This is a genomic window from Streptomyces sp. NPDC001407 (genome assembly GCF_042895325.1).
Classification (GTDB): Bacteria; Actinomycetota; Actinomycetes; order Streptomycetales; family Streptomycetaceae; genus Streptomyces.
Genome location: NZ_JBIAWF010000008.1, coordinates 21,235 through 38,295 on the forward strand (window position 1 = coordinate 21,235; position 17,061 = coordinate 38,295).

18 protein-coding genes are annotated in these 17,061 nt (G+C 70.7%); 8 read left to right on the forward strand and 10 right to left on the reverse strand.

The features are described from left to right. Window positions 1-2: 2 nt before the first annotated feature. Window positions 3-1,358 (reverse strand): M14 family zinc carboxypeptidase, encoded by a 1,356-nt coding sequence (locus ACFY1P_RS13605; protein WP_390750696.1) that lies wholly within the window; start codon window positions 1,356-1,358, stop codon window positions 3-5. 234 nt (window positions 1,359-1,592) lie between these two features. Here ACFY1P_RS13605 and ACFY1P_RS13610 point away from each other — a divergent pair, with 234 nt between their 5' ends. Beyond that, window positions 1,593-2,204 carry a Uma2 family endonuclease gene (locus tag ACFY1P_RS13610; RefSeq protein ID WP_390750697.1) on the forward strand — a complete coding sequence of 204 codons (612 nt, stop codon included), beginning with the start codon at window positions 1,593-1,595 and terminating at the stop codon, window positions 2,202-2,204. A gap of 66 nt (window positions 2,205-2,270) precedes the next feature. Here ACFY1P_RS13610 and ACFY1P_RS13615 read toward each other — a convergent pair whose 3' ends face one another. Beyond that, a complete protein-coding gene (locus ACFY1P_RS13615) occupies window positions 2,271-3,653 on the reverse strand; it encodes a glycine--tRNA ligase (RefSeq protein WP_361527288.1) in 1,383 nt (460 codons plus the stop codon). 176 nt (window positions 3,654-3,829) lie between these two features. On the opposite strand from ACFY1P_RS13615, the gene ACFY1P_RS13620 reads away from it, so the two are divergent. From ACFY1P_RS13620 to ACFY1P_RS13635, 4 genes are all read left to right on the forward strand, one after another. After that, entirely contained in the window at window positions 3,830-4,804 is a 975-nt protein-coding gene (locus tag ACFY1P_RS13620) for a metal ABC transporter substrate-binding protein (protein ID WP_390750698.1), read from the forward strand. A 14-nt stretch (window positions 4,805-4,818) separates the two neighbouring features. Beyond that, window positions 4,819-5,589 carry a metal ABC transporter ATP-binding protein gene (locus tag ACFY1P_RS13625; protein ID WP_361527292.1) on the forward strand — a complete coding sequence of 257 codons (771 nt, stop codon included), beginning with the start codon at window positions 4,819-4,821 and terminating at the stop codon, window positions 5,587-5,589. Then, window positions 5,589-6,485, forward strand: a complete 897-nt coding sequence (locus ACFY1P_RS13630) for an iron chelate uptake ABC transporter family permease subunit (protein ID WP_361527294.1) — start codon at window positions 5,589-5,591, stop codon at window positions 6,483-6,485. The genes ACFY1P_RS13625 and ACFY1P_RS13630 overlap by 1 nt, the downstream gene beginning before the upstream one ends. 205 nt (window positions 6,486-6,690) lie before the next feature. Next, window positions 6,691-7,116 carry a Fur family transcriptional regulator gene (locus tag ACFY1P_RS13635; protein ID WP_361527296.1) on the forward strand — a complete coding sequence of 142 codons (426 nt, stop codon included), beginning with the start codon at window positions 6,691-6,693 and terminating at the stop codon, window positions 7,114-7,116. A 57-nt stretch (window positions 7,117-7,173) separates the two neighbouring features. Here the strand turns inward: ACFY1P_RS13635 and ACFY1P_RS13640 are convergent, their stop codons facing one another. The 3 genes from ACFY1P_RS13640 to recO are packed head-to-tail and all read right to left on the reverse strand — an operon-like array spanning window position 7,174 to window position 9,324. Next, window positions 7,174-7,707, reverse strand: coding sequence for a YcxB family protein (locus ACFY1P_RS13640; RefSeq protein ID WP_361527298.1), 534 nt, complete (start codon window positions 7,705-7,707; stop codon window positions 7,174-7,176). Then, the gene (locus ACFY1P_RS13645) at window positions 7,700-8,536 is read right to left on the reverse strand and encodes an isoprenyl transferase (RefSeq protein ID WP_361527300.1); all 837 of its coding nucleotides are present in this window, start codon (window positions 8,534-8,536) and stop codon (window positions 7,700-7,702) included. Before ACFY1P_RS13645 ends, ACFY1P_RS13640 begins: the two co-directional genes overlap by 8 nt. Window positions 8,537-8,577: 41 nt before the next feature. Beyond that, window positions 8,578-9,324, reverse strand: coding sequence for a DNA repair protein RecO (recO, locus tag ACFY1P_RS13650; protein ID WP_361527302.1), 747 nt, complete (start codon window positions 9,322-9,324; stop codon window positions 8,578-8,580). 101 nt (window positions 9,325-9,425) lie between these two features. Here recO and ACFY1P_RS13655 point away from each other — a divergent pair, with 101 nt between their 5' ends. Continuing rightward, a complete protein-coding gene (locus ACFY1P_RS13655) occupies window positions 9,426-10,178 on the forward strand; it encodes a hypothetical protein (protein WP_390750699.1) in 753 nt (250 codons plus the stop codon). 7 nt (window positions 10,179-10,185) lie between these two features. Here ACFY1P_RS13655 and ACFY1P_RS13660 read toward each other — a convergent pair whose 3' ends face one another. Together ACFY1P_RS13660 and leuA are read right to left on the reverse strand one after the other, a co-directional pair. Further along, the gene (locus tag ACFY1P_RS13660) at window positions 10,186-10,923 is read right to left on the reverse strand and encodes a TerB family tellurite resistance protein (protein ID WP_390750792.1); all 738 of its coding nucleotides are present in this window, start codon (window positions 10,921-10,923) and stop codon (window positions 10,186-10,188) included. A gap of 200 nt (window positions 10,924-11,123) precedes the next feature. Next, window positions 11,124-12,905 carry a 2-isopropylmalate synthase gene (gene leuA, locus ACFY1P_RS13665; protein WP_361527306.1) on the reverse strand — a complete coding sequence of 594 codons (1,782 nt, stop codon included), beginning with the start codon at window positions 12,903-12,905 and terminating at the stop codon, window positions 11,124-11,126. Between the two features lie 360 nt (window positions 12,906-13,265). Here leuA and ACFY1P_RS13670 point away from each other — a divergent pair, with 360 nt between their 5' ends. Together ACFY1P_RS13670 and ACFY1P_RS13675 are read left to right on the forward strand one after the other, a co-directional pair. Then, complete coding sequence (locus ACFY1P_RS13670; RefSeq protein WP_361527308.1) at window positions 13,266-14,309, forward strand: M4 family metallopeptidase; 1,044 nt, start codon at window positions 13,266-13,268, stop codon at window positions 14,307-14,309. A 29-nt stretch (window positions 14,310-14,338) separates the two neighbouring features. After that, window positions 14,339-14,605: a protealysin inhibitor emfourin gene (locus ACFY1P_RS13675; protein ID WP_361527310.1), complete on the forward strand. Its 267-nt coding sequence runs from the start codon at window positions 14,339-14,341 to the stop codon at window positions 14,603-14,605. A 127-nt stretch (window positions 14,606-14,732) separates the two neighbouring features. Here the strand turns inward: ACFY1P_RS13675 and era are convergent, their stop codons facing one another. From era to ACFY1P_RS13690, 3 genes are all read right to left on the reverse strand, one after another. Continuing rightward, a complete protein-coding gene (era, locus tag ACFY1P_RS13680) occupies window positions 14,733-15,674 on the reverse strand; it encodes a GTPase Era (protein WP_361527312.1) in 942 nt (313 codons plus the stop codon). An 82-nt stretch (window positions 15,675-15,756) separates the two neighbouring features. Then, window positions 15,757-16,104, reverse strand: coding sequence for a cytidine deaminase (locus ACFY1P_RS13685; protein WP_361527314.1), 348 nt, complete (start codon window positions 16,102-16,104; stop codon window positions 15,757-15,759). A gap of 61 nt (window positions 16,105-16,165) precedes the next feature. Next, complete coding sequence (locus tag ACFY1P_RS13690; protein WP_361527316.1) at window positions 16,166-16,984, reverse strand: helix-turn-helix transcriptional regulator; 819 nt, start codon at window positions 16,982-16,984, stop codon at window positions 16,166-16,168. Between the last annotated feature and the right edge of the window lie 77 nt (window positions 16,985-17,061).

The following is a 17,061-nucleotide window of genomic DNA, read 5'->3' on the forward strand; positions in this document are numbered from 1 at the left end:
GGTCAGTCCGCCGACCGGTACGGCGCCGCCGCGTGCTGCGCCGCGTACCTCAAGGCGGGCTCGATCTTCGGCCAGAAATAGCTGTCCTGGCAGGAGTACGCCGGGGTGAAGCCGTCGCAGCCGCGGCCGTCGCTGTCACCGACCTCGATGGTGAAGCTGGCGAGACCGAGCTTGTCGTACGTCCAGTCGTCGGTGCCGCCGGAGGCGTCGTAGAGGATCTCGCCCGCCTGTCCGGACTGATAGCCGGTGATCGAGCCCATGTGACCGGCGAGGGCGCGCAGCGCGGCGTCGTTGCCGCTGTGCACGCGGTGGTCGGACTCCCAGGGGAAGAGGACCATGCTGGCGTCGCTGTGGAGGCTGATCATCATGCCCCGGGCGTCGGCGGGCGCGGGGTCGCTGTCGCCGGTGCCGGTGCGCACGGCGGGGTAGAGCTGCCGGAAGAGGCCCTCCAGCGCGGCGTTCTCCGGCTCGGAGTCGGCGGCGGGGCCGAGGTAGACCTCGTTGCAGGGCTGGGTGGAGGTGCCGAGGCCACCCCAGTGGGTGCCCGCGTTGCGGTTGAGGTCGACGCCGATCTGCCCGGTCCAGCCGCAGGACGCGCCGTGGGAGTCGTCGGCGTTCTTGCGCTGCCACACGGGGTTGTCGCCGCCGCTCGCGACGATGTCGACGCCGTCGGGGTTGGCCATCGGCACGACCCACATCTCGGTGGTGTCCATGAGCTTGGTGATGTCCGGGTCCTTGCCGTACTGCCCGGTGAGCTCGTCGGTCCAGCGCCAGGACATCTCACCGGTGGTGAGCTCGCGGGCGTGGATCTGGCTCATCAGGAAGAAGCGGGGCTTGGCCGAGTTCGGGTCGAGCGAGCAGTCCCCCGGCTTCATCTTGGTGACGCAGACGGCCTTGAGGTCGTGCCCGCCCGAACCGGTCTGCTTCCGCCAGGACTTGCCGTACGTGACGACCGTGGCCAGGTCCGGGTGCTGGGCGGCGAGCTGGTCCAGGTGCGCGTACTGCGCGCCGACGGTGTGATAGCCGCCGTCGTACGTGTCGCCCGCCGCTGCCGTCTTCCCGGGTGCCGGTCTCTCGACGGTGCGCACGGCGGTGGGGGCGAAGCCGAGGTGGCGCAGCCCGGCGCCGGTGGTGGGGTCGCCGAGGACGAAGAGGTGGTCGCCCTGACGGCGCTCCAGGAGGTCGTACCCGGCGGTGATCAGGGTCTGCGCGTCCTGCTTGTGGTGGGCGGGGACCTCGTAGATCACCGCGTCCTGCGAGGCGCCGGCGCGGGCCGTGGCCCCTTGCGGGAGCGTCGCCGCCGCGGCGGCCATGACGCTCACTCCGACGGCTATCCCTGCCAGGCGTTTTCGGGACATGGGGTGGGCCTTTCCGTGTGGGGACGGAACGGGACCGCTGCCGATGGGGCCGACATGCGGCCGCAGGCGCATGATGCCGTGTCCATGTCATAAACGGAAGGGGGGCGACCCTTCGCGCACCCCGGAGGCGCTCGACACCCTTTCGGGCGAACGCTCGATCGAAGCGGCGCGGTCTGGCAGCAGCGGTCACTACGGTGTGTGTCCGGCCACCAACTCACGCCGAGGAGGCGCATCATGGCAGTCATGGTGGACATTCCGCAGGAAGCGCTGCAGCCGATAGAAGACGACCCGGACATCGAATTCGATCAGCTGTGCCGCGACCTGGAGCAGGCCAACGACGCCATGCCCGATGGCTATCGCGCGGAGATCATCGGGGGGAAGATCGTCATGTCGCCGTGGTCCCGGGGGCGCTACCTGCCCATCCTTCATTCCCTCCAGGACCAGGTGTCCGCCCACACTCCACCGGGCCATCGCGCCTCGACCAGCCCTAACCTCTTCGTCTTCCCGCAGCAGTCCCGAGGCTACGGACCGGATCTGCATGTCTCTGACACGACCGCGACCAACATCGACAGCATCCTGCTGCCCGGCTCGGCGCTCTCCCTCGTAGCTGAGCAGACCTCACCTTCGACGCGGTTCGCCGACCTCACCGACAAGGTCTCCGTCTACGGCAGGGGTGAAGTGCCGGTGTACATCCTGATCGACATGACGAAGAGCGCCGTCACGGTGTACTACGACCCCAACCCGGACTACGGATACCTGGCCCACCGCCCGATCAAGTTCGGCGACAAGGTCCACATCCCCGCCCCCTTCGACTTCGAGCTCGACACCGCCGACTGGCAAAGCTGAAGAAGGAAACCCGAAGGCCCCGCCCCCGCCGAAGCGGGAGCCGGGGCCTTCGCGCAACGAAAAGCGTCAGCAGCCCAGCAGACGCGAGCCCAGGTAGCCCTCGATCTGGTCGAGAGACACCCGCTCCTGCTTCATCGTGTCGCGCTCGCGCACGGTCACGGCGTTGTCGTCGAGCGTGTCGAAGTCGACCGTGACGCAGAACGGCGTGCCGATCTCGTCCTGGCGGCGGTAGCGGCGGCCGATCGCGCCCGCGTCGTCGAACTCGATGTTCCAGTTCTTGCGCAGGTCCGCCGCGAGGCCCTTGGCCTTCGGGGACAGCTGCGGGTTGCGGGAGAGCGGCAGCACCGCGACCTTGACCGGCGCCAGGCGCGGGTCGAGGCGCATCACGACGCGCTTCTCCATGACGCCCTTGGCGTTCGGCGCCTCGTCCTCGTTGTACGCGTCGAGCATGAAGGCGAGCATGGCGCGGTTGAGACCGGCCGCCGGCTCGATGACGTACGGGAAGTAGCGCTCGCCGGCCTCCTGGTCGAAGTACGACAGGTCCTGGCCGGAGCCCGCGGAGTGGGCCTTGAGGTCGAAGTCGGTGCGGTTGGCCACACCCTCCAGCTCCGAGAACTCCGAGCCGCCGAAGTTGAAGCGGTACTCGATGTCGACGGTGCGCTTGGAGTAGTGGGAGAGCTTCTCAGCGGCGTGCTCGTACCACCGCATGTTCTCCTCGCGCATGCCGAGGCCGGTGTACCAGTTCCAGCGCTGCTCCATCCAGTACTCGTGCCACTGCTCGTCCTCGCCCGGCTTGACGAAGAACTCCATCTCCATCTGCTCGAACTCGCGGGTGCGGAAGATGAAGTTGCCCGGCGTGATCTCGTTGCGGAAGGACTTGCCCGTCTGGGCGATGCCGAACGGGGGCTTCTTGCGCGAGGTCGTCTGCACCTGGGCGAAGTTGGTGAAGATGCCCTGGGCGGTCTCGGGGCGCAGGTAGGTCACCGAGCCGGTGTCCTGCGTCGGGCCGAGGTGGGTGGCGAGCAGGCCGGAGAACTGCTTGGGCTCGGTGAACTGGCCCTTGTTGCCGCAGTTCGGGCAGTTGATGTCGGCGAGGCCGTTCGCGGGCAGCTTGCCGTGCTTGGCCTCGTACGCCTCCTCCAGGTGGTCCGCGCGGTAGCGCTTGTGGCAGGAGGTGCACTCGGTCAGCGGGTCGGAGAAGGTGGCGACGTGGCCGGACGCCTCCCAGACCTCACGGGCGAGGATCACCGACGAGTCGAGACCGACCACGTCGTCGCGCGAGGTGACCATGGAGCGCCACCACTGACGCTTGATGTTCTCCTTGAGCTCCACACCGAGCGGTCCGTAGTCCCAGGCGGCACGCTGTCCGCCGTAGACCTCACTGCACGGATAGACAAAGCCACGGCGCTTGCTCAGGCTGACGATGGTGTCGATCTTGTCGGCGGCCACGGTGCTCTCTTCATTGCGACGACGAACAGCGAATGCTTCAGGTTACCGGCGGCGCACCCCCTCTCATCAAATCGGCTCTGGCCTTGGCTTGACCCGATCGGCCGGGCGGCCCGGTTGCGCCCCCTTTGCGAACATGTTGTTGACAATCGTTTCCACTTTTGTTGAAAATGACTGTCATGAACGTAAGCCGTCTCCGCTCCCCGCGAATAACCACCGCCGCCGTCGCCACGGCCGCAGCCCTCGGGCTGCTCACGCTCTCCGCGTGCTCCTCCGACGCGGCGGGCAAGGCGGCGGACGGCAGGACGAAGGTGATCGCCTCCTTCTATCCCCTGGAGTTCCTGGCCAAGGAGATAGGCGGCGACCACGTCAGCGTGACGAACCTGACGAAGCCCGGCGTCGAGCCGCACGACCTGGAGCTCACGCCCAGGCAGACCGGCTCCCTCTCCGACGCGGGCGCGATCGTCTACCTCAAGGGCCTCCAGCCCGCCGTGGACGCCGCGATCAAGCAGTCCGGGAACAAGCACATCGCCGACGCGGCCTCGTTCACCGCCCTGGAGGAGCACGGCACCGAGGTGGACGGCCACCACCACTCCACCGGCGACAACCACTCCCACTCGGAGTCCGAGGCCGGCAAGGACCCCCACATCTGGCTGGACCCGGTGAAGTACGCCGAGGTCGCCAAGGGGGTCAACAAGACCCTCGCCGAGGCCGACCCCGAGCACCGGGCCGACTTCCAGAAGAACACGGACGCGCTGGTCAAGAGGCTCGACGGGCTGAACGCGAAGTTCGCCGACGGCCTGAAGAACCGCGCCTCCGACACCTTCATCACCACCCACGCGGCCTTCGGCTACCTCGCCGAGCGCTACGGGCTCACCGAGGAGGCCATCAGCGGCCTGGACCCGGAGTCCGAGCCCAGCGCCGCCCGGATGAAGGACCTGCACCAGCTGGCCAAGGACCACCACGTCAGCACGGTCTTCTTCGAGACCATCGCCAACCCGGCCACGGCGAACACCCTGGCCAAGGACCTCGGCGTGCAGACGGACGTCCTCGACCCGCTCGAAGGCATCACGGACAAGTCCAAGGGCGACGACTACTTCGCCGTCATGGAGTCCAACCTCGCCGCCCTGCAGAAGGCGCTCGGCACCAAGTGACGGAGGTCAACGACATGGACGGCCAACCCGTCATATCCCTGCGCGGCGCGACCGCGACCCTGGGCTCGCGCCCGGTGCTGCGCGGCGTGGACCTGACCGTGGAGCGCGGCGAGGTCGTCGCGCTGCTCGGCGCCAACGGCTCCGGCAAGTCCACGGCCGTCCGCGCGATCGTCGGCCAGGTGCCGCTGACCGGCGGCGAGCTGGAGCTCTTCGGCACCCCGCGGCGCCGCTTCCGCGACTGGGCCCGGCTCGGCTACGTACCGCAGCGCACCACCGCCGCGGGCGGCGTGCCCGCCACCGTCGGCGAGGTCGTCGCCGCGGGCCGGCTGGCCCGCACCCGGCTCGGCATCATGCGCAAGGCCGACCGCGAGGCCGTCGTGCGGGCCCTGGAGCTCGTCGGCATGGCCGACCGGCTCAAGGACTCCGTGGACGCGCTCTCCGGCGGCCAGCACCAGCGCGTGCTGATCGCCCGCGCGCTGGCCGTGGAGCCCGAGCTGCTGATCATGGACGAGCCGATGGCGGGCGTCGACCTGGCCAGCCAGGAGGTCCTCGCGGCCGCCCTGCGCGCCCAGGTCGAGCGGGGCGCGACGGTCCTCCTCGTCCTGCACGAGCTCGGCCCCCTGGAGCCGCTCATCGACCGCGCGGTCGTGCTCCGCGACGGCTGCGTCGTCCACGACGGCCCGCCGCCGGAGGCCGTCGGACAGCACGCGCTGCCCGGCCACGACCATGTACACCCGCACGCCGGCCCGGCAGCGGAACCGATACGGACAGGGCTGCTGACCTGATGGACATCCTCGACTTCGCCTTCATGCAGCGGGCCCTGCTCGCCGCCCTCGTGGTCGGCCTCACCGCGCCCGCGATCGGCACCTTCCTCGTCCAGCGCCGCCAGGCGCTGATGGGCGACGGCATCGGCCACGTGGCGCTCACCGGCGTCGGCCTCGGCTTCCTGCTCAACACCAGCCCGGTGTGGACGGCCACCGCCGTCTGCGTCGCCGGCGCCGTGGTGATGGAGCTGATCCGCTCCTACGGCAAGGCCCGCGGCGACATCGCGCTCGCCATGCTCTTCTACGGCGGCATGGCCGGCGGCGTGATGCTGATGAGCCTGTCCTCCAGCGGCTCCAACGCCAACCTCACGACGTACCTCTTCGGCTCGATCACCACCGTCTCGCAGCAGGACATCGTCGCGATCTGCATCCTGGCGGCGTTCGTGATCCTCACCACGCTGGGCCTGCGCCGGCAGCTCTTCGCCATCTGCCAGGACGAGGAGTTCGCCCGCGTCACCGGGCTCCCCGTGCGGCTGCTCAACCTCCTGATCGCCGTCACCGCCGCGGTGACCGTCACCGTCGCCATGCGCGTCGTCGGGCTGCTGCTCGTCAGCGCCCTGATGGTGATCCCCGTGGCCGCCTCGCAGCAGATCGCGCGCAGCTTCGCGATGACCTTCGCGCTGGCCATCGCCATCGGCGTGCTGGTGACCGTCTCCGGCACCACGCTGTCGTACTACGTGAACGTGCCCTCGGGCGCCTCCATCGTGCTGCTCGCCATCGGCGTCTTCATCACCCTGACCGTCCTCGCGACACCGCTCGCGAGGAAACGCGCCCGGCAGGCCGCCGCGGCCGCCGAGGACGGCTGCACGCTCACGGTGCCCGACGCCCGCCGTCCCGCCGACGACGTGCGGGTCTGACCGGCGCACCCCGCCCCCGGGACCGGCCCGCACCCTCCGGCGTACGGCGCCCGGCGCGCCGGTCCCGCACCCGCGTACGGCGCCCGGCACCCGGCGTACAGGTCCGAGGCGCGTCCCGGGGCTTACACACCCGGTGCCGCGGGCTGGCACAATTGGCCGTGCGACACGTGCGGATGGGTGTTCAGGCGAGCTTTTGGAGGCAACTGTGGCGACCGCGGGTCCCCCCGTACGCGGCCGGTCCACCAAGCAGCGGGCCGCGGTCTCGGCCGCGCTCGACGAGGTGGACGAGTTCCGTAGCGCTCAAGAGCTCCACGACATGCTCAAGCACCGCGGTGCCTCGGTGGGTCTGACCACCGTCTACCGCACGCTCCAGTCCCTCGCCGACGCGGGCGAGGTCGACGTGCTGCGCACCAGCGAGGGCGAGTCGGTCTACCGCCGCTGCTCCAGCGGACACCACCACCATCTGGTGTGCCGGGTCTGCGGCAAGGCCGTCGAGGTCGAGGGCCCCGCCGTGGAGAAGTGGGCGGACTCCATCGCCGCCGAGCACGGCTTCGTGGACGTCGCCCACACCGTCGAGATCTTCGGCACCTGCGGGGACTGCGCCGCCGCGGCGGACCGGCCCCGCGCCTGACGGCCACATGACTGTGCCCCGGGAGCCGGCCGGCTCCCGGGGCACAGTCATGTGCGCCTAGCCGCGCGGCACATACGCCTCCAGCAGCGCCCGGACCCGGTCGAGGTCACCGGGCCCGGTGAGGGCACGCTTGGGCAGGATCGTCAGGCACCGGCCCTTGTCGGCGCTCAGCAGCACGAAGACGTCCTCCCGCTCCAGCAGACTGCCGAAGTGCGGCCAGGCCACCGCCTGCGACGACTGCGCCGAGGAGATGGACAGGCCCCCGGCGTCCAGCGTCATCCACCGCGGGCCGTCGAGCCGCGCACGCGCCTGACGCGCCTGCCAACGGGGCGACTGCACCGCGAGCACCAGAGCGAGCCCCGCCACCAGGCCCCACTGTCCTCCCGACACCCCGCCGAAGCCGTGCCTGGTGGCGGTGAAGACGACCGCCGCCGCGTTCCCCGCCCAGAGGACGAGCGCCACCCGCCGGTAGGCCCGCGCACTGCGCACCGCCCGGCCGCGGGCGCGCAGCGCGGACCGGAAGTCGGCGACGGTCAGTTCGTACGCGAACGTCACGCTGCCGGCCGCCGGGGACGTCAAGGTCTCACTCACCCGCGGCGGTCCCCTTGTCGAGCTCGCCCTCGTTGGGGATCGCACCGCCGAAGCGGCGGTCCCGCTGGGCGAACTCCAGGCAGGCGCGCCACAGGTCGCGGCGGTCGAAGTCGGGCCAGAGCACGTCCTGGAAGACCATCTCGGCGTAAGCGCTCTGCCAGATCAGGTAGTTGGACGTGCGCTGCTCACCGGAGGGGCGGACGAAGAGGTCGACGTCCGGCATGTCCGGGTAGTAGAGGTACTTCGCGAAGGTCTTCTCCGTGACCTTCCCCGGGTCGAGGCGGCCCGCGGCGATGTCGCGCCCTATGGCCGCCGCCGCGTCGGCGATCTCCGCGCGGCCGCCGTAGTTGACGCAGAAGTACATCGTCATGGCGTCGTTGTGCTTGGTCTGCTCCTGGGCGACCTGGAGCTCCTCGACGACCGACTTCCACAGCTTCGGCATCCGCCCGGTCCAGCGGACCCGGATGCCCAGCTCGTCCATCTCGTCACGGCGGCGGCGGATGACGTCACGGTTGAAGTTCATCAGGAAGCGCACCTCTTCGGGCGAGCGCTTCCAGTTCTCGGTCGAGAAGGCGTACAGGGAGAGGTTCTTGACGCCCATCTCCAGGCAGCCCTTGAGGACGTCCATGACGACGCCCTCGCCGACCTTGTGGCCCTCGGTGCGCGGCAGCCCGCGCTCCTTCGCCCAGCGGCCGTTGCCGTCCATGACGATGGCCACGTGGTTGGGGACCAGTTCGCCGGGGATCTTCGGCGGCCGCGCCCCGGACGGATGCGGGTCGGGTGTGCGGTACTCGCGTCGGGAACGGCCCAGAATCCCGCGTCGTGCCATGCGTGCCACTTCTCCTCGATGCCAGGGTGTACTTCTCTGCGTCACTTCTCTACGTAACGGAGGGAGCGGAGCCCGCGCTCCAGGTGCCAGTGCAGATACGCCGCCACCAGGCCGCTGCCCTCCCGGACGTGCCGCGCCTCGCACGCGTCCGCCGTCGCCCAGTCCCCGGTCAGCAGCGCGCCGAGGAGCCCGATCGACTCCGAGGAGGGTACGACGCTTCCGGGCACCCGGCAGTCACCGCACACCACACCGCCCGCGGCCACCGAGAAGAATCGGTTCGGTCCGGGCATTCCGCACTTGGCGCACGCCTCGAAGCTGGGCGCGTAGCCGTTGACCGCGAGGGAGCGCAGCAGGAAGGCGTCGAGGATGAGGTGCGGGGCGTGCTCGCCCGCGGCGAGCGTCCGCAGGCCGCCGACGAGCAGCAGATACTGCTGCACGGCGGGCTCGCCCTCGTGGTCGGTGAACCGCTCGGCGGTCTCCAGCATGGCGGTGCCGGCGGTGTAGCGGGCGTAGTCGGTGACGATGCCGCCGCCGTACGCGGCGATGGTCTCGCTCTGGGTGCACAGCGGCAGGCCGCGGCCGATCAGCTCGCCGCCGCGCGCGAAGAACTGCACGTCCACGTGCGAGAAGGGCTCCAGCCGCGCCCCGAACTTCGACTTCGTCCGCCGCACGCCGCGGGCGACGGCGCGTACGCGCCCGTGCCCCCGGGTGAGCAGGGTGATGATCCTGTCCGCCTCGCCCAGCTTCTGGGTTCTGAGGACGATGCCGTCGTCGCGGAACAGACTCATGGGGCCATTGTCCCGTACGCGTGAGGGTGCGTTCTCCCCCGGGCGCGGCCCCGGACGCCCAGGGGGACGGCGGTGGCCCGGAACCGTTGGAGAATGTCGGCATGTTGATCTTCCCGTCGCTCCGGAACCCCTTGTCGGCACTCGCCATGGGAGTCGTCGGCCTCGGACTGGCCGTCCTCGCGGCCTATCTGCTGGGCGTCACCGTGCCCGGCAAGCGGGCCGACGCCTGGGCCTTCGCGACGGCACCCGCCTGTCTGCCGGACGAGCCCTCCACGGAGTGCAGGAAGACCGTGCCGGCCACCGTGGAGAAGACCGAGACGGTGACCGACGGCAGGACGGAGCACCACTGGCTGACGCTGACCGAGCGCGGCGGCGGCTCCCACCGCGTGGACATGAGCCGGTCGGCCTCGGTCTTCGGGGCGGTCCGGCACGGTGACCGGGTGGCGATGACGTCGTGGCGGGGCAAGGTCCGCTATGTCGACTTCCGGAACATGCGGCAGGACGCCGCCGACCGCCCCAAGGAGGCCTACCGCCTCCCGCTGGGCACCGGCCTGGCACTGCTGCCGCTCAGCGCGATGTTCCTCTGGTTCGCCCAGGGCCTCGCCCGCTGGACCTCGGCCGCCCCCGCGCGCTCCCTGTGGCAGATCAGCGTCGCGATCGCGTCGGGCATCTGCCTGGCGCTCATCGCCTTCTTCGCGCCCCTGGCCACCGACACGGTCTCGACGGCCCTGCTGCTCAGCGCGGTCACGGCGTTCCCCGTGGTCCTCGGTGGCCTGTGGCTGATCCGGCAGCAGCGCCGGCGCCCCACGGGCCGCCGGCGGCGGACGGGCAGGCCGAACCCGTCCCGCGCGTGAGGGAGTCCTAGGAAGGGGTGCGGGCCGAGGCGAGCAGGCGGTCCGTGTCCTCCGGGCGGAGGAGCAGGGCGCGGCCCACCGTCGCCAGGACCTCGCGCTCCGCGGGGCGGTAGGGGCCGTCGGCGAGGGCGATGCGCGCGCCCTGGAGGAGGATCGATTCCCGGCCGGCCGGGGCGAGGTGCGGGGCGAGCGGCTCCAGCGCCTCGTGGAGCTCGATGGCCAGGGCCGTGCCGCGCGGGTCGAAGCCGTCGCGGCCGCAGCCGCCGTCACCGAGGCCGCCGCCGCTCGCGTACATCCCGGGGAGCCGGCCGGTGTCCGCGGCGAGCGCCTCGATCAGGGTGATCAGCTGCTCCTCGCTGCAGTCGACGAAGCCGGCGGCGCGCACCGCGCCCACCGCGGCCCTGCGCACCGTACGCGCCTCGGTGCCGCCCGCGGCGAGGACGGCGAGGGCGACGGTGTGCACGGCGTCGCGGAGCATCGCGGAGAAGCGCGTGGTGGTGGGGTGGTCGAGGATGTCCGTGCTGTAACGGGCCCGGCAGGCGGTGCACTCGACGATCGGGCCGACCGGCCCGCGCGAGAGCAGCGGCACGCCGAAGGCGACGAGCCGGCGGCGGCCCGTACGGCGGCGGTAGTTGCGGTCGCCGCCGCAGCCGGGGCAGTAGAACTCGCCGTCGCCGACGGTGCGCCATACGGTGCGTACGCCCACCACACACCGGTCCTGACCGGATCGGCCTCGCGCGTGCATCACGGCGCACCTCCCTAACGCCACGGCCTCGTCGCCGCGTTGACGTGATGTTAGCCACATCGTTGATGTGGCGTCAGTACCCCGTGCGCAGACTTCGGGCGGCAGTGGGGCGAACACGCCACCGAGCCACCGGATACGGTGGTTTCGGTGGCATGTTCTTGACGGGCTCCGGCCGGAGCCGCGAGGGGCACCGGCCGACGTCAGCCCCGGTAGGCGCGGTTGACCGCCGAGACGACCGCCTTGATGGAGGCGCGCGTGGTGTTGGGGTCGGTGCCGATGCCCCACAGCACCTTGCCGTCGATCACACACTCGATGTACGAGGCGGCGCGGGCGCTCGCGCCCTCGCTCATGGTGTGCTCGGAGTAGTCCAGCAGACGGGCGTCGACCCCGACGGCGGCGAGCGCGTCGAAGAAGGCGGAGATCGGGCCGTTGCCCGTGCCCGTCAGCACGGTGTCCACGCCGTCCACGACCGCCTCGACGGTGAGGGCGTCGGTGCCCTCGCTGGTGGTCGAGGTCTGGTGGGAGCGCAGGGCGATCCGGCCCCAGGGGTTGTCCTCGGTGGGCAGGTACTCGTCCTGGAAGACCGACCAGATCTCCTGCGGGGTGACCTCGCCGCCCTCGGCGTCGGTCTTCGCCTGGATGATCCGGGAGAACTCGATCTGCATCCGGCGCGGCAGGTCCAGCTTGTGGTCGTTCTTCAGGACGTAGGCGATGCCGCCCTTGCCGGACTGCGAGTTGACGCGGATGACCGCCTCGTACGAGCGTCCGACGTCCTTGGGGTCGATGGGCAGGTAGGGGACGGCCCACTCGATGTCGTCCACGGTCTTCCCGGCGGCGGCAGCGGTGGCCTCCATCGCCTCGAAGCCCTTCTTGATGGCGTCCTGGTGGGAGCCGGAGAAGGCGGTGTAGACCAGGTCGCCCGCGTAGGGGTGGCGCGGGTGGACCTCCATCTGGTTGCAGTATTCGGCGGTGCGGCGGACCTCGTCGATCTGCGAGAAGTCGATCTGCGGGTCGACGCCCTGGGAGAAGAGGTTCATGCCCAGGGTGACCAGGTCGACGTTGCCGGTGCGCTCGCCCTGGCCGAAGAGGCAGCCCTCGACACGGTCCGCGCCCGCCATGACCGCCAGCTCGGCGGCGGCGACGGCCGTGCCCCGGTCGTTGTGGGGGTGCACGGAGAGGCAGATGTGCTCGCGCCGGGACAGGTGCCGCGACATCCATTCGAAGCGGTCGGCGTGGGTGCTGGGGGTGGACCGCTCCACCGTGGCCGGCAGATTGAGGATGATCTCCCGCCCGGCCTCGGGCTGCCAGACGTCCATGACGCCCTCGCAGACCTCCAGCGCGAAGTCCAGCTCGGTGTCGGTGAAGATCTCGGGGCTGTACTGATAGCCGAAGACCGTGTCGTCGCCCAGGATCTTCTCGGCGTACTCCACGACCAGCCGGGTGCCGTCCACCGCGATCTGCTTGACCTGCTCGCGGGAGCCGCGGAAGACCACCCGGCGGAAGACGGGCGCGGTGGCGTTGTAGAGGTGGACGGTCGCGCGGTGGGCGCCGCGCAGCGACTCCACGGTCCGCTCGATCAGCTCCTCGCGCGCCTGGGTGAGGACGGAGATCGTCACGTCCTCGGGGATCGCGCCGTCCTCGATGATCGAGCGCACGAAGTCGAAGTCGGTGGCGCCGGAGGAGGGGAAGCCGACCTCGATCTCCTTGTAGCCCATGCGCACCAGCAGGTCGAACATCTCGCGCTTGCGGGCCGGGGACATCGGGTCGATCAGCGCCTGGTTGCCGTCGCGCAGGTCGGTGGAGAGCCAGCGGGGGGCGGCGGTGATCCGCCGGTCGGGCCAGGTGCGGCCGGGGAGGTCGACGGCCTCGTACGGCCGGTATTTGTGGACCGGCATCCCCGACGGGCGCTGGGTCACGGTCGCGGCGGTGACGGGCGTGGGGGGACGTACGGCCGCGGTCTCGGATGTGCGGGGCTCGGGCATCTGCGTGGGGCTCCTCGTGTGTCCGCTGGGCGGCCGACGGGGCGGGTCACCGGCAAGTGACCGCAACACCGAACTCCGCGGGGAGGGAGTCGGCCTACTGCAGACCCTCGCCGCGGCAGCTAAGGAGAAGCAGCCCGAAACGCATGATGCTCAGCACGATAGCCGAGCCCGCCGCGCCATGGACCCCCCGTATCAGCATGCGGGACGCGATCACCCCTGGGTCCCATGGGCCGCCGGGGGCCGGGGAGGCCGGAGAGGGAATGTGGAATTGCCGTCCCTCAAATGATAGCCAACCACTCGATTTCATTAATCGTGACGCCAAGCAGTGACAAGCCGGAGGGCCGGTGCCACATTGCCGCCATGAAACCGGTTTTCTGCACCATCGTGCCTCCTCACATCCTGGACAGGCTCGCCGAATCGGACGACCCGACGGTCCACGAGCCCGCCCGGCGCACCCTCGAACACGACTCCGTCCACCGCACCCGCCGCCGCATCGCCGCCCTCGGCAGCGCCGCGGCACCGGCGGGCACCCCCTCCGACACCCCCCGGCGGACGATCTTCGACGCCGGGCACCAGGAGACGACGCCCGGCACAAAGGTGCACGCCGAAGGCGACGGCCCCGCCAAGGACGGCACGGTCAACCGCGCGAATTCCGCGCTCGGCGCCACCTTCGACTTCTACCTCAAGGCATACGGCCGGCATTCCATCGACGATGCCGGGCTCCCCCTGAATGCGACCGTCCATTACGGCACGAATTACGACAACGCCTTCTGGGACGGCACCCAGATGGTGTTCGGGGACGGCGACGGACGGCTGTTCGGCGATTTCACCGTCTCGGTGGACGTCATCGGCCACGAGCTCACCCACGGCGTGACGCAGTACACGGCCAACCTGGAGTATTACGGCCAGTCGGGCGCGCTCAACGAGTCCCTCTCGGACGTCTTCGGCTCGCTGATCAAGCAGTACGCGCTCGGGCAGACCGCGGACCAGGCCGACTGGCTGATCGGCCAGGGGCTGCTGGGCCCGCACATCCACGGCACGGCACTGCGCTCCATGAAGGCACCCGGCACGGCCTACGACGACCCGCAGCTGGGCAAGGACCCGCAGCCCGCCACCATGGACGACTACGTGCGGACCTCGCGGGACAACGGCGGCGTGCACACCAACTCCGGCATTCCCAACCACGCCTTCTATCTGGTGGCGAGCGCGCTCGGGGGCCATGCCTGGGAGCGGGCCGGGAAGATCTGGTACGCCACGCTGACCGGCGGACAGCTGGCCTCCGACGCCGATTTCGCGGAGTTCGCGCGGCTGACGGCGGCGACGGCCCGGAGCCTCTACGGCGAGGGGGACGCGATTTCGGCCGTTCTCAAGGCGTGGTCGCAGGTGGGGGTTCCCACCTCGTAAGGACGGCTTCACGGGGTAAGGATGGCGATATGCGGATTGCCATCACCCGGACCGGCGGATTCACCGGAATCGAGCGTCGGGCCGAGCTGGACACCAGCTGCCGGCCCGACGCGACCCATCTGGAGGCCCTGGCCCACCGGGCCCTGGCCCCCGGCCCCGAGGACCCCGGGCGGGGCGTCCCGGACGGCTTCCACTACGAGATCACCGTGGACAGCCGCTCGGTCCGCCTCGCGGACCCCCACCTCACGCACGACCAGAGGGAACTCATCCAGCTGGTCCTGAAGGAGGGCGCGTAGGGAGGCGCCCCTGAAAGGGGTGCGGGGAACTGCGCGAGCAACCGGCGAAGACCCGCAGCCGCGCGGGGCGCGAGAGGCACCCCAATAGGCGCGAAAGGGGCCCGGGGGCGAAGCCCCCGGACAGAAGCTAGAACCCCAACTTCCGAAGCTGCTTCGGATCGCGCTGCCAGTCCTTGGCGACCTTCACATGCAGGTCGAGGTAGACCGGGGTACCGAGGAGCGCCTCGATGTGCTTGCGGGACTTCATGCCGACCTCCTTCAGCCGGGAGCCCTTGGGGCCGATGATGATCCCCTTCTGGCTGGGGCGCTCGATGTAGACGTTCGCGTGGATGTCCAGCAGCGGCTTGTTCGCCGGGCGGTCCTCGCGCGGCAGCATCTCCTCGACCACGACGGCGATCGAGTGCGGCAGCTCGTCGCGCACGCCCTCCAGCGCCGCCTCACGGATCAGCTCGGCGACCATGATCTGCTCGGGCTCGTCCGTGAGATCGCCCTCGGGGTAGAGCGGCGGGCTCTCCGGCAGCATCGGCACCAGCAGATCGGCGAGCAGCGACACCTGCTTGTCGCCGACGGCCGAGACCGGGATGATCTCCGCCCACTCGATGCCGAGCTCCTCGCCCAGCTGGTGGATCGCGATCAGCTGCTCCGCGAGCGCCTTGGAGTCCACCAGGTCCGTCTTGGTGACGATGGCGACCTTGGGGGTCTTCTTGATGCCGGCCAGCTCGGAGGCGATGTAGCGGTCGCCGGGGCCGAGCTTCTGGTCGGCGGGCAGGCAGAAGCCGATCACGTCGACCTCGGCCCACGTGGTGCGCACCACGTCGTTCAGCCGCTCGCCGAGCAGGGTCCGGGGCTTGTGCAGGCCGGGGGTGTCCACCAGCACGAGCTGGGCGTCGGGGCGGTGCACGATGCCGCGCACGGTGTGGCGGGTGGTCTGCGGCCGGTTGGACGTGATCGCGACCTTCGTCCCCACCAGTGCGTTGGTCAGGGTCGACTTGCCCGCGTTGGGGCGGCCGACGAAGCACGCGAAGCCCGCGCGGTGAGGGGCCTGGGACGGGGAGGAGGCTCTATCCATACTCGATATTCTCCCCGATCCCCCGACGGCCGCCGACCAGCGGTGGCCGTGACGACCCGCGGCCCCGGGCGGAGCCGCCCGGTCAGCCCGCCAGGAGCGTCGTACGCAGCGTGCCGTCCGGGCCCGCCAGCAGCACGGGCGTCTTCGGTCCGCCCAGGTCCCGTACGGCCGCGCGGTCCTCGTCGGGGAGGGTGTCGGCCTCGGAGACGACGGCGGCGGCCTCCAGCGACTTCGCGCCGCTGGCCACGGCCATCGCAACGGCGGTCCGCAGCGCGCTGAGCCCGAGCGAGTCGAGCGCGACGGTCCCGGCGACGTAGGTCCGGCCGGTCTCGTCGCGCACGGCGGCGCCCTCGGGGACGGCGTTGCGGGCGCGCGCGGAGCGGGCCAGCGTGATGATCTTGCGGTCTTCGGGGTCCAGCGTCTCCGTCATACGCGCGAGCATATGCAGCGCCTTCCGGGGAGCGGCACCCGCCACCTGTGCGGAGGACGGCTCAGCCCGCGACCGAGTACATCCCGCGGCGGCCCTCCGGCGAGGTGAGCCACTCGACCTTCGCCGCCGTGCCCGACTCCGGCACGGGGTTGTGCAGCACGATCGTCAGGTCCGGGCGGGCCGGGACGCGCAGCTGGGTGCTCTCGAAGTACAGCGCGCCGACCAGCGGGTGCTCCAGCTCCTTGACCAGCTGGCCGCCCTCGTGCACATCACCGCGTGCCCAGAGCCCGGCGAACTCCTCGCTCTGTCCGGAGAGTTCGTCGACGATCACCTGGAAGCCCTCGTCGTCGGGGCGCTCCGACCAGGCGGAGCGGAACTGGGCGACGATGCGGTGGGCGTTGTCGTCCCAGTTCGCGGCCCGCGCGCGGTAGACGGGGTCGGTGAAGAACGTCATCAGGCAGTTCTGCACGGTCTCCTCGCGGAAGCCCATGACCACCCCGGCCGCCTCGTTGTAGGCGACGATGTTCCAGTACGGGTCCATCATGTGCGCCGGGTAGGGCATCCAGGCGTCGATGAGCCGGTGCAGCCCCGCGCACAGATACTCCGCGTCGTACTCCGACTCCGGCAGCGGCGGGTTCAGGCCGGCCAGGGCGTAGAGGTGGCGGCGCTCGGGGCCGGCCAGCCTCAGCACGCGCGCGACGGCGTCGAGCACCTGCGGGGAGACGGTGATCTCCCGCCCCTGCTCCAGCCACTGGTACCAGGACGCGCCGACCCCGGCGAGCACGGCCACCTCCTCACGGCGCAGCCCCGGGGTGCGGCGCCGGGCGCCGCCGTCGGGGAGGCCGACGTCGGCCGGGCTCACCCTGGCCCGACGGCTCATCAGGAAGTCACGCAGCTCCTGACGGCGTCGCGATTTGGGGCCTTGTGCCCCGTCCGGTGTGGTCCGCGCTTCGATCG

What these genes read in the sequence shown, in the direction of transcription:
- ACFY1P_RS13605 (WP_390750696.1), bottom strand. Translation starts at nt 1,358, where the DNA reads ATGTCCCGAAAACGCCTGGCAGGGATAGCCGTCGGAGTGAGCGTCATG.
- ACFY1P_RS13610 (WP_390750697.1), top strand. Translation starts at nt 1,593, where the DNA reads ATGGCAGTCATGGTGGACATTCCGCAGGAAGCGCTGCAGCCGATAGAA.
- ACFY1P_RS13620 (WP_390750698.1), top strand. Translation starts at nt 3,830, where the DNA reads ATGAACGTAAGCCGTCTCCGCTCCCCGCGAATAACCACCGCCGCCGTC.
- ACFY1P_RS13625 (WP_361527292.1), top strand. Translation starts at nt 4,819, where the DNA reads ATGGACGGCCAACCCGTCATATCCCTGCGCGGCGCGACCGCGACCCTG.
- ACFY1P_RS13630 (WP_361527294.1), top strand. Translation starts at nt 5,589, where the DNA reads ATGGACATCCTCGACTTCGCCTTCATGCAGCGGGCCCTGCTCGCCGCC.
- ACFY1P_RS13645 (WP_361527300.1), bottom strand. Translation starts at nt 8,536, where the DNA reads ATGGCACGACGCGGGATTCTGGGCCGTTCCCGACGCGAGTACCGCACA.
- recO (WP_361527302.1), bottom strand. Translation starts at nt 9,324, where the DNA reads ATGAGTCTGTTCCGCGACGACGGCATCGTCCTCAGAACCCAGAAGCTG.
- ACFY1P_RS13655 (WP_390750699.1), top strand. Translation starts at nt 9,426, where the DNA reads ATGTTGATCTTCCCGTCGCTCCGGAACCCCTTGTCGGCACTCGCCATG.
- ACFY1P_RS13660 (WP_390750792.1), bottom strand. Translation starts at nt 10,923, where the DNA reads ATGCACGCGCGAGGCCGATCCGGTCAGGACCGGTGTGTGGTGGGCGTA.
- leuA (WP_361527306.1), bottom strand. Translation starts at nt 12,905, where the DNA reads ATGCCCGAGCCCCGCACATCCGAGACCGCGGCCGTACGTCCCCCCACG.
- ACFY1P_RS13670 (WP_361527308.1), top strand. Translation starts at nt 13,266, where the DNA reads ATGAAACCGGTTTTCTGCACCATCGTGCCTCCTCACATCCTGGACAGG.
- ACFY1P_RS13675 (WP_361527310.1), top strand. Translation starts at nt 14,339, where the DNA reads ATGCGGATTGCCATCACCCGGACCGGCGGATTCACCGGAATCGAGCGT.
- era (WP_361527312.1), bottom strand. Translation starts at nt 15,674, where the DNA reads ATGGATAGAGCCTCCTCCCCGTCCCAGGCCCCTCACCGCGCGGGCTTC.
- ACFY1P_RS13685 (WP_361527314.1), bottom strand. Translation starts at nt 16,104, where the DNA reads ATGACGGAGACGCTGGACCCCGAAGACCGCAAGATCATCACGCTGGCC.
- ACFY1P_RS13690 (WP_361527316.1), bottom strand. Translation starts at nt 16,984, where the DNA reads ATGAGCCGTCGGGCCAGGGTGAGCCCGGCCGACGTCGGCCTCCCCGAC.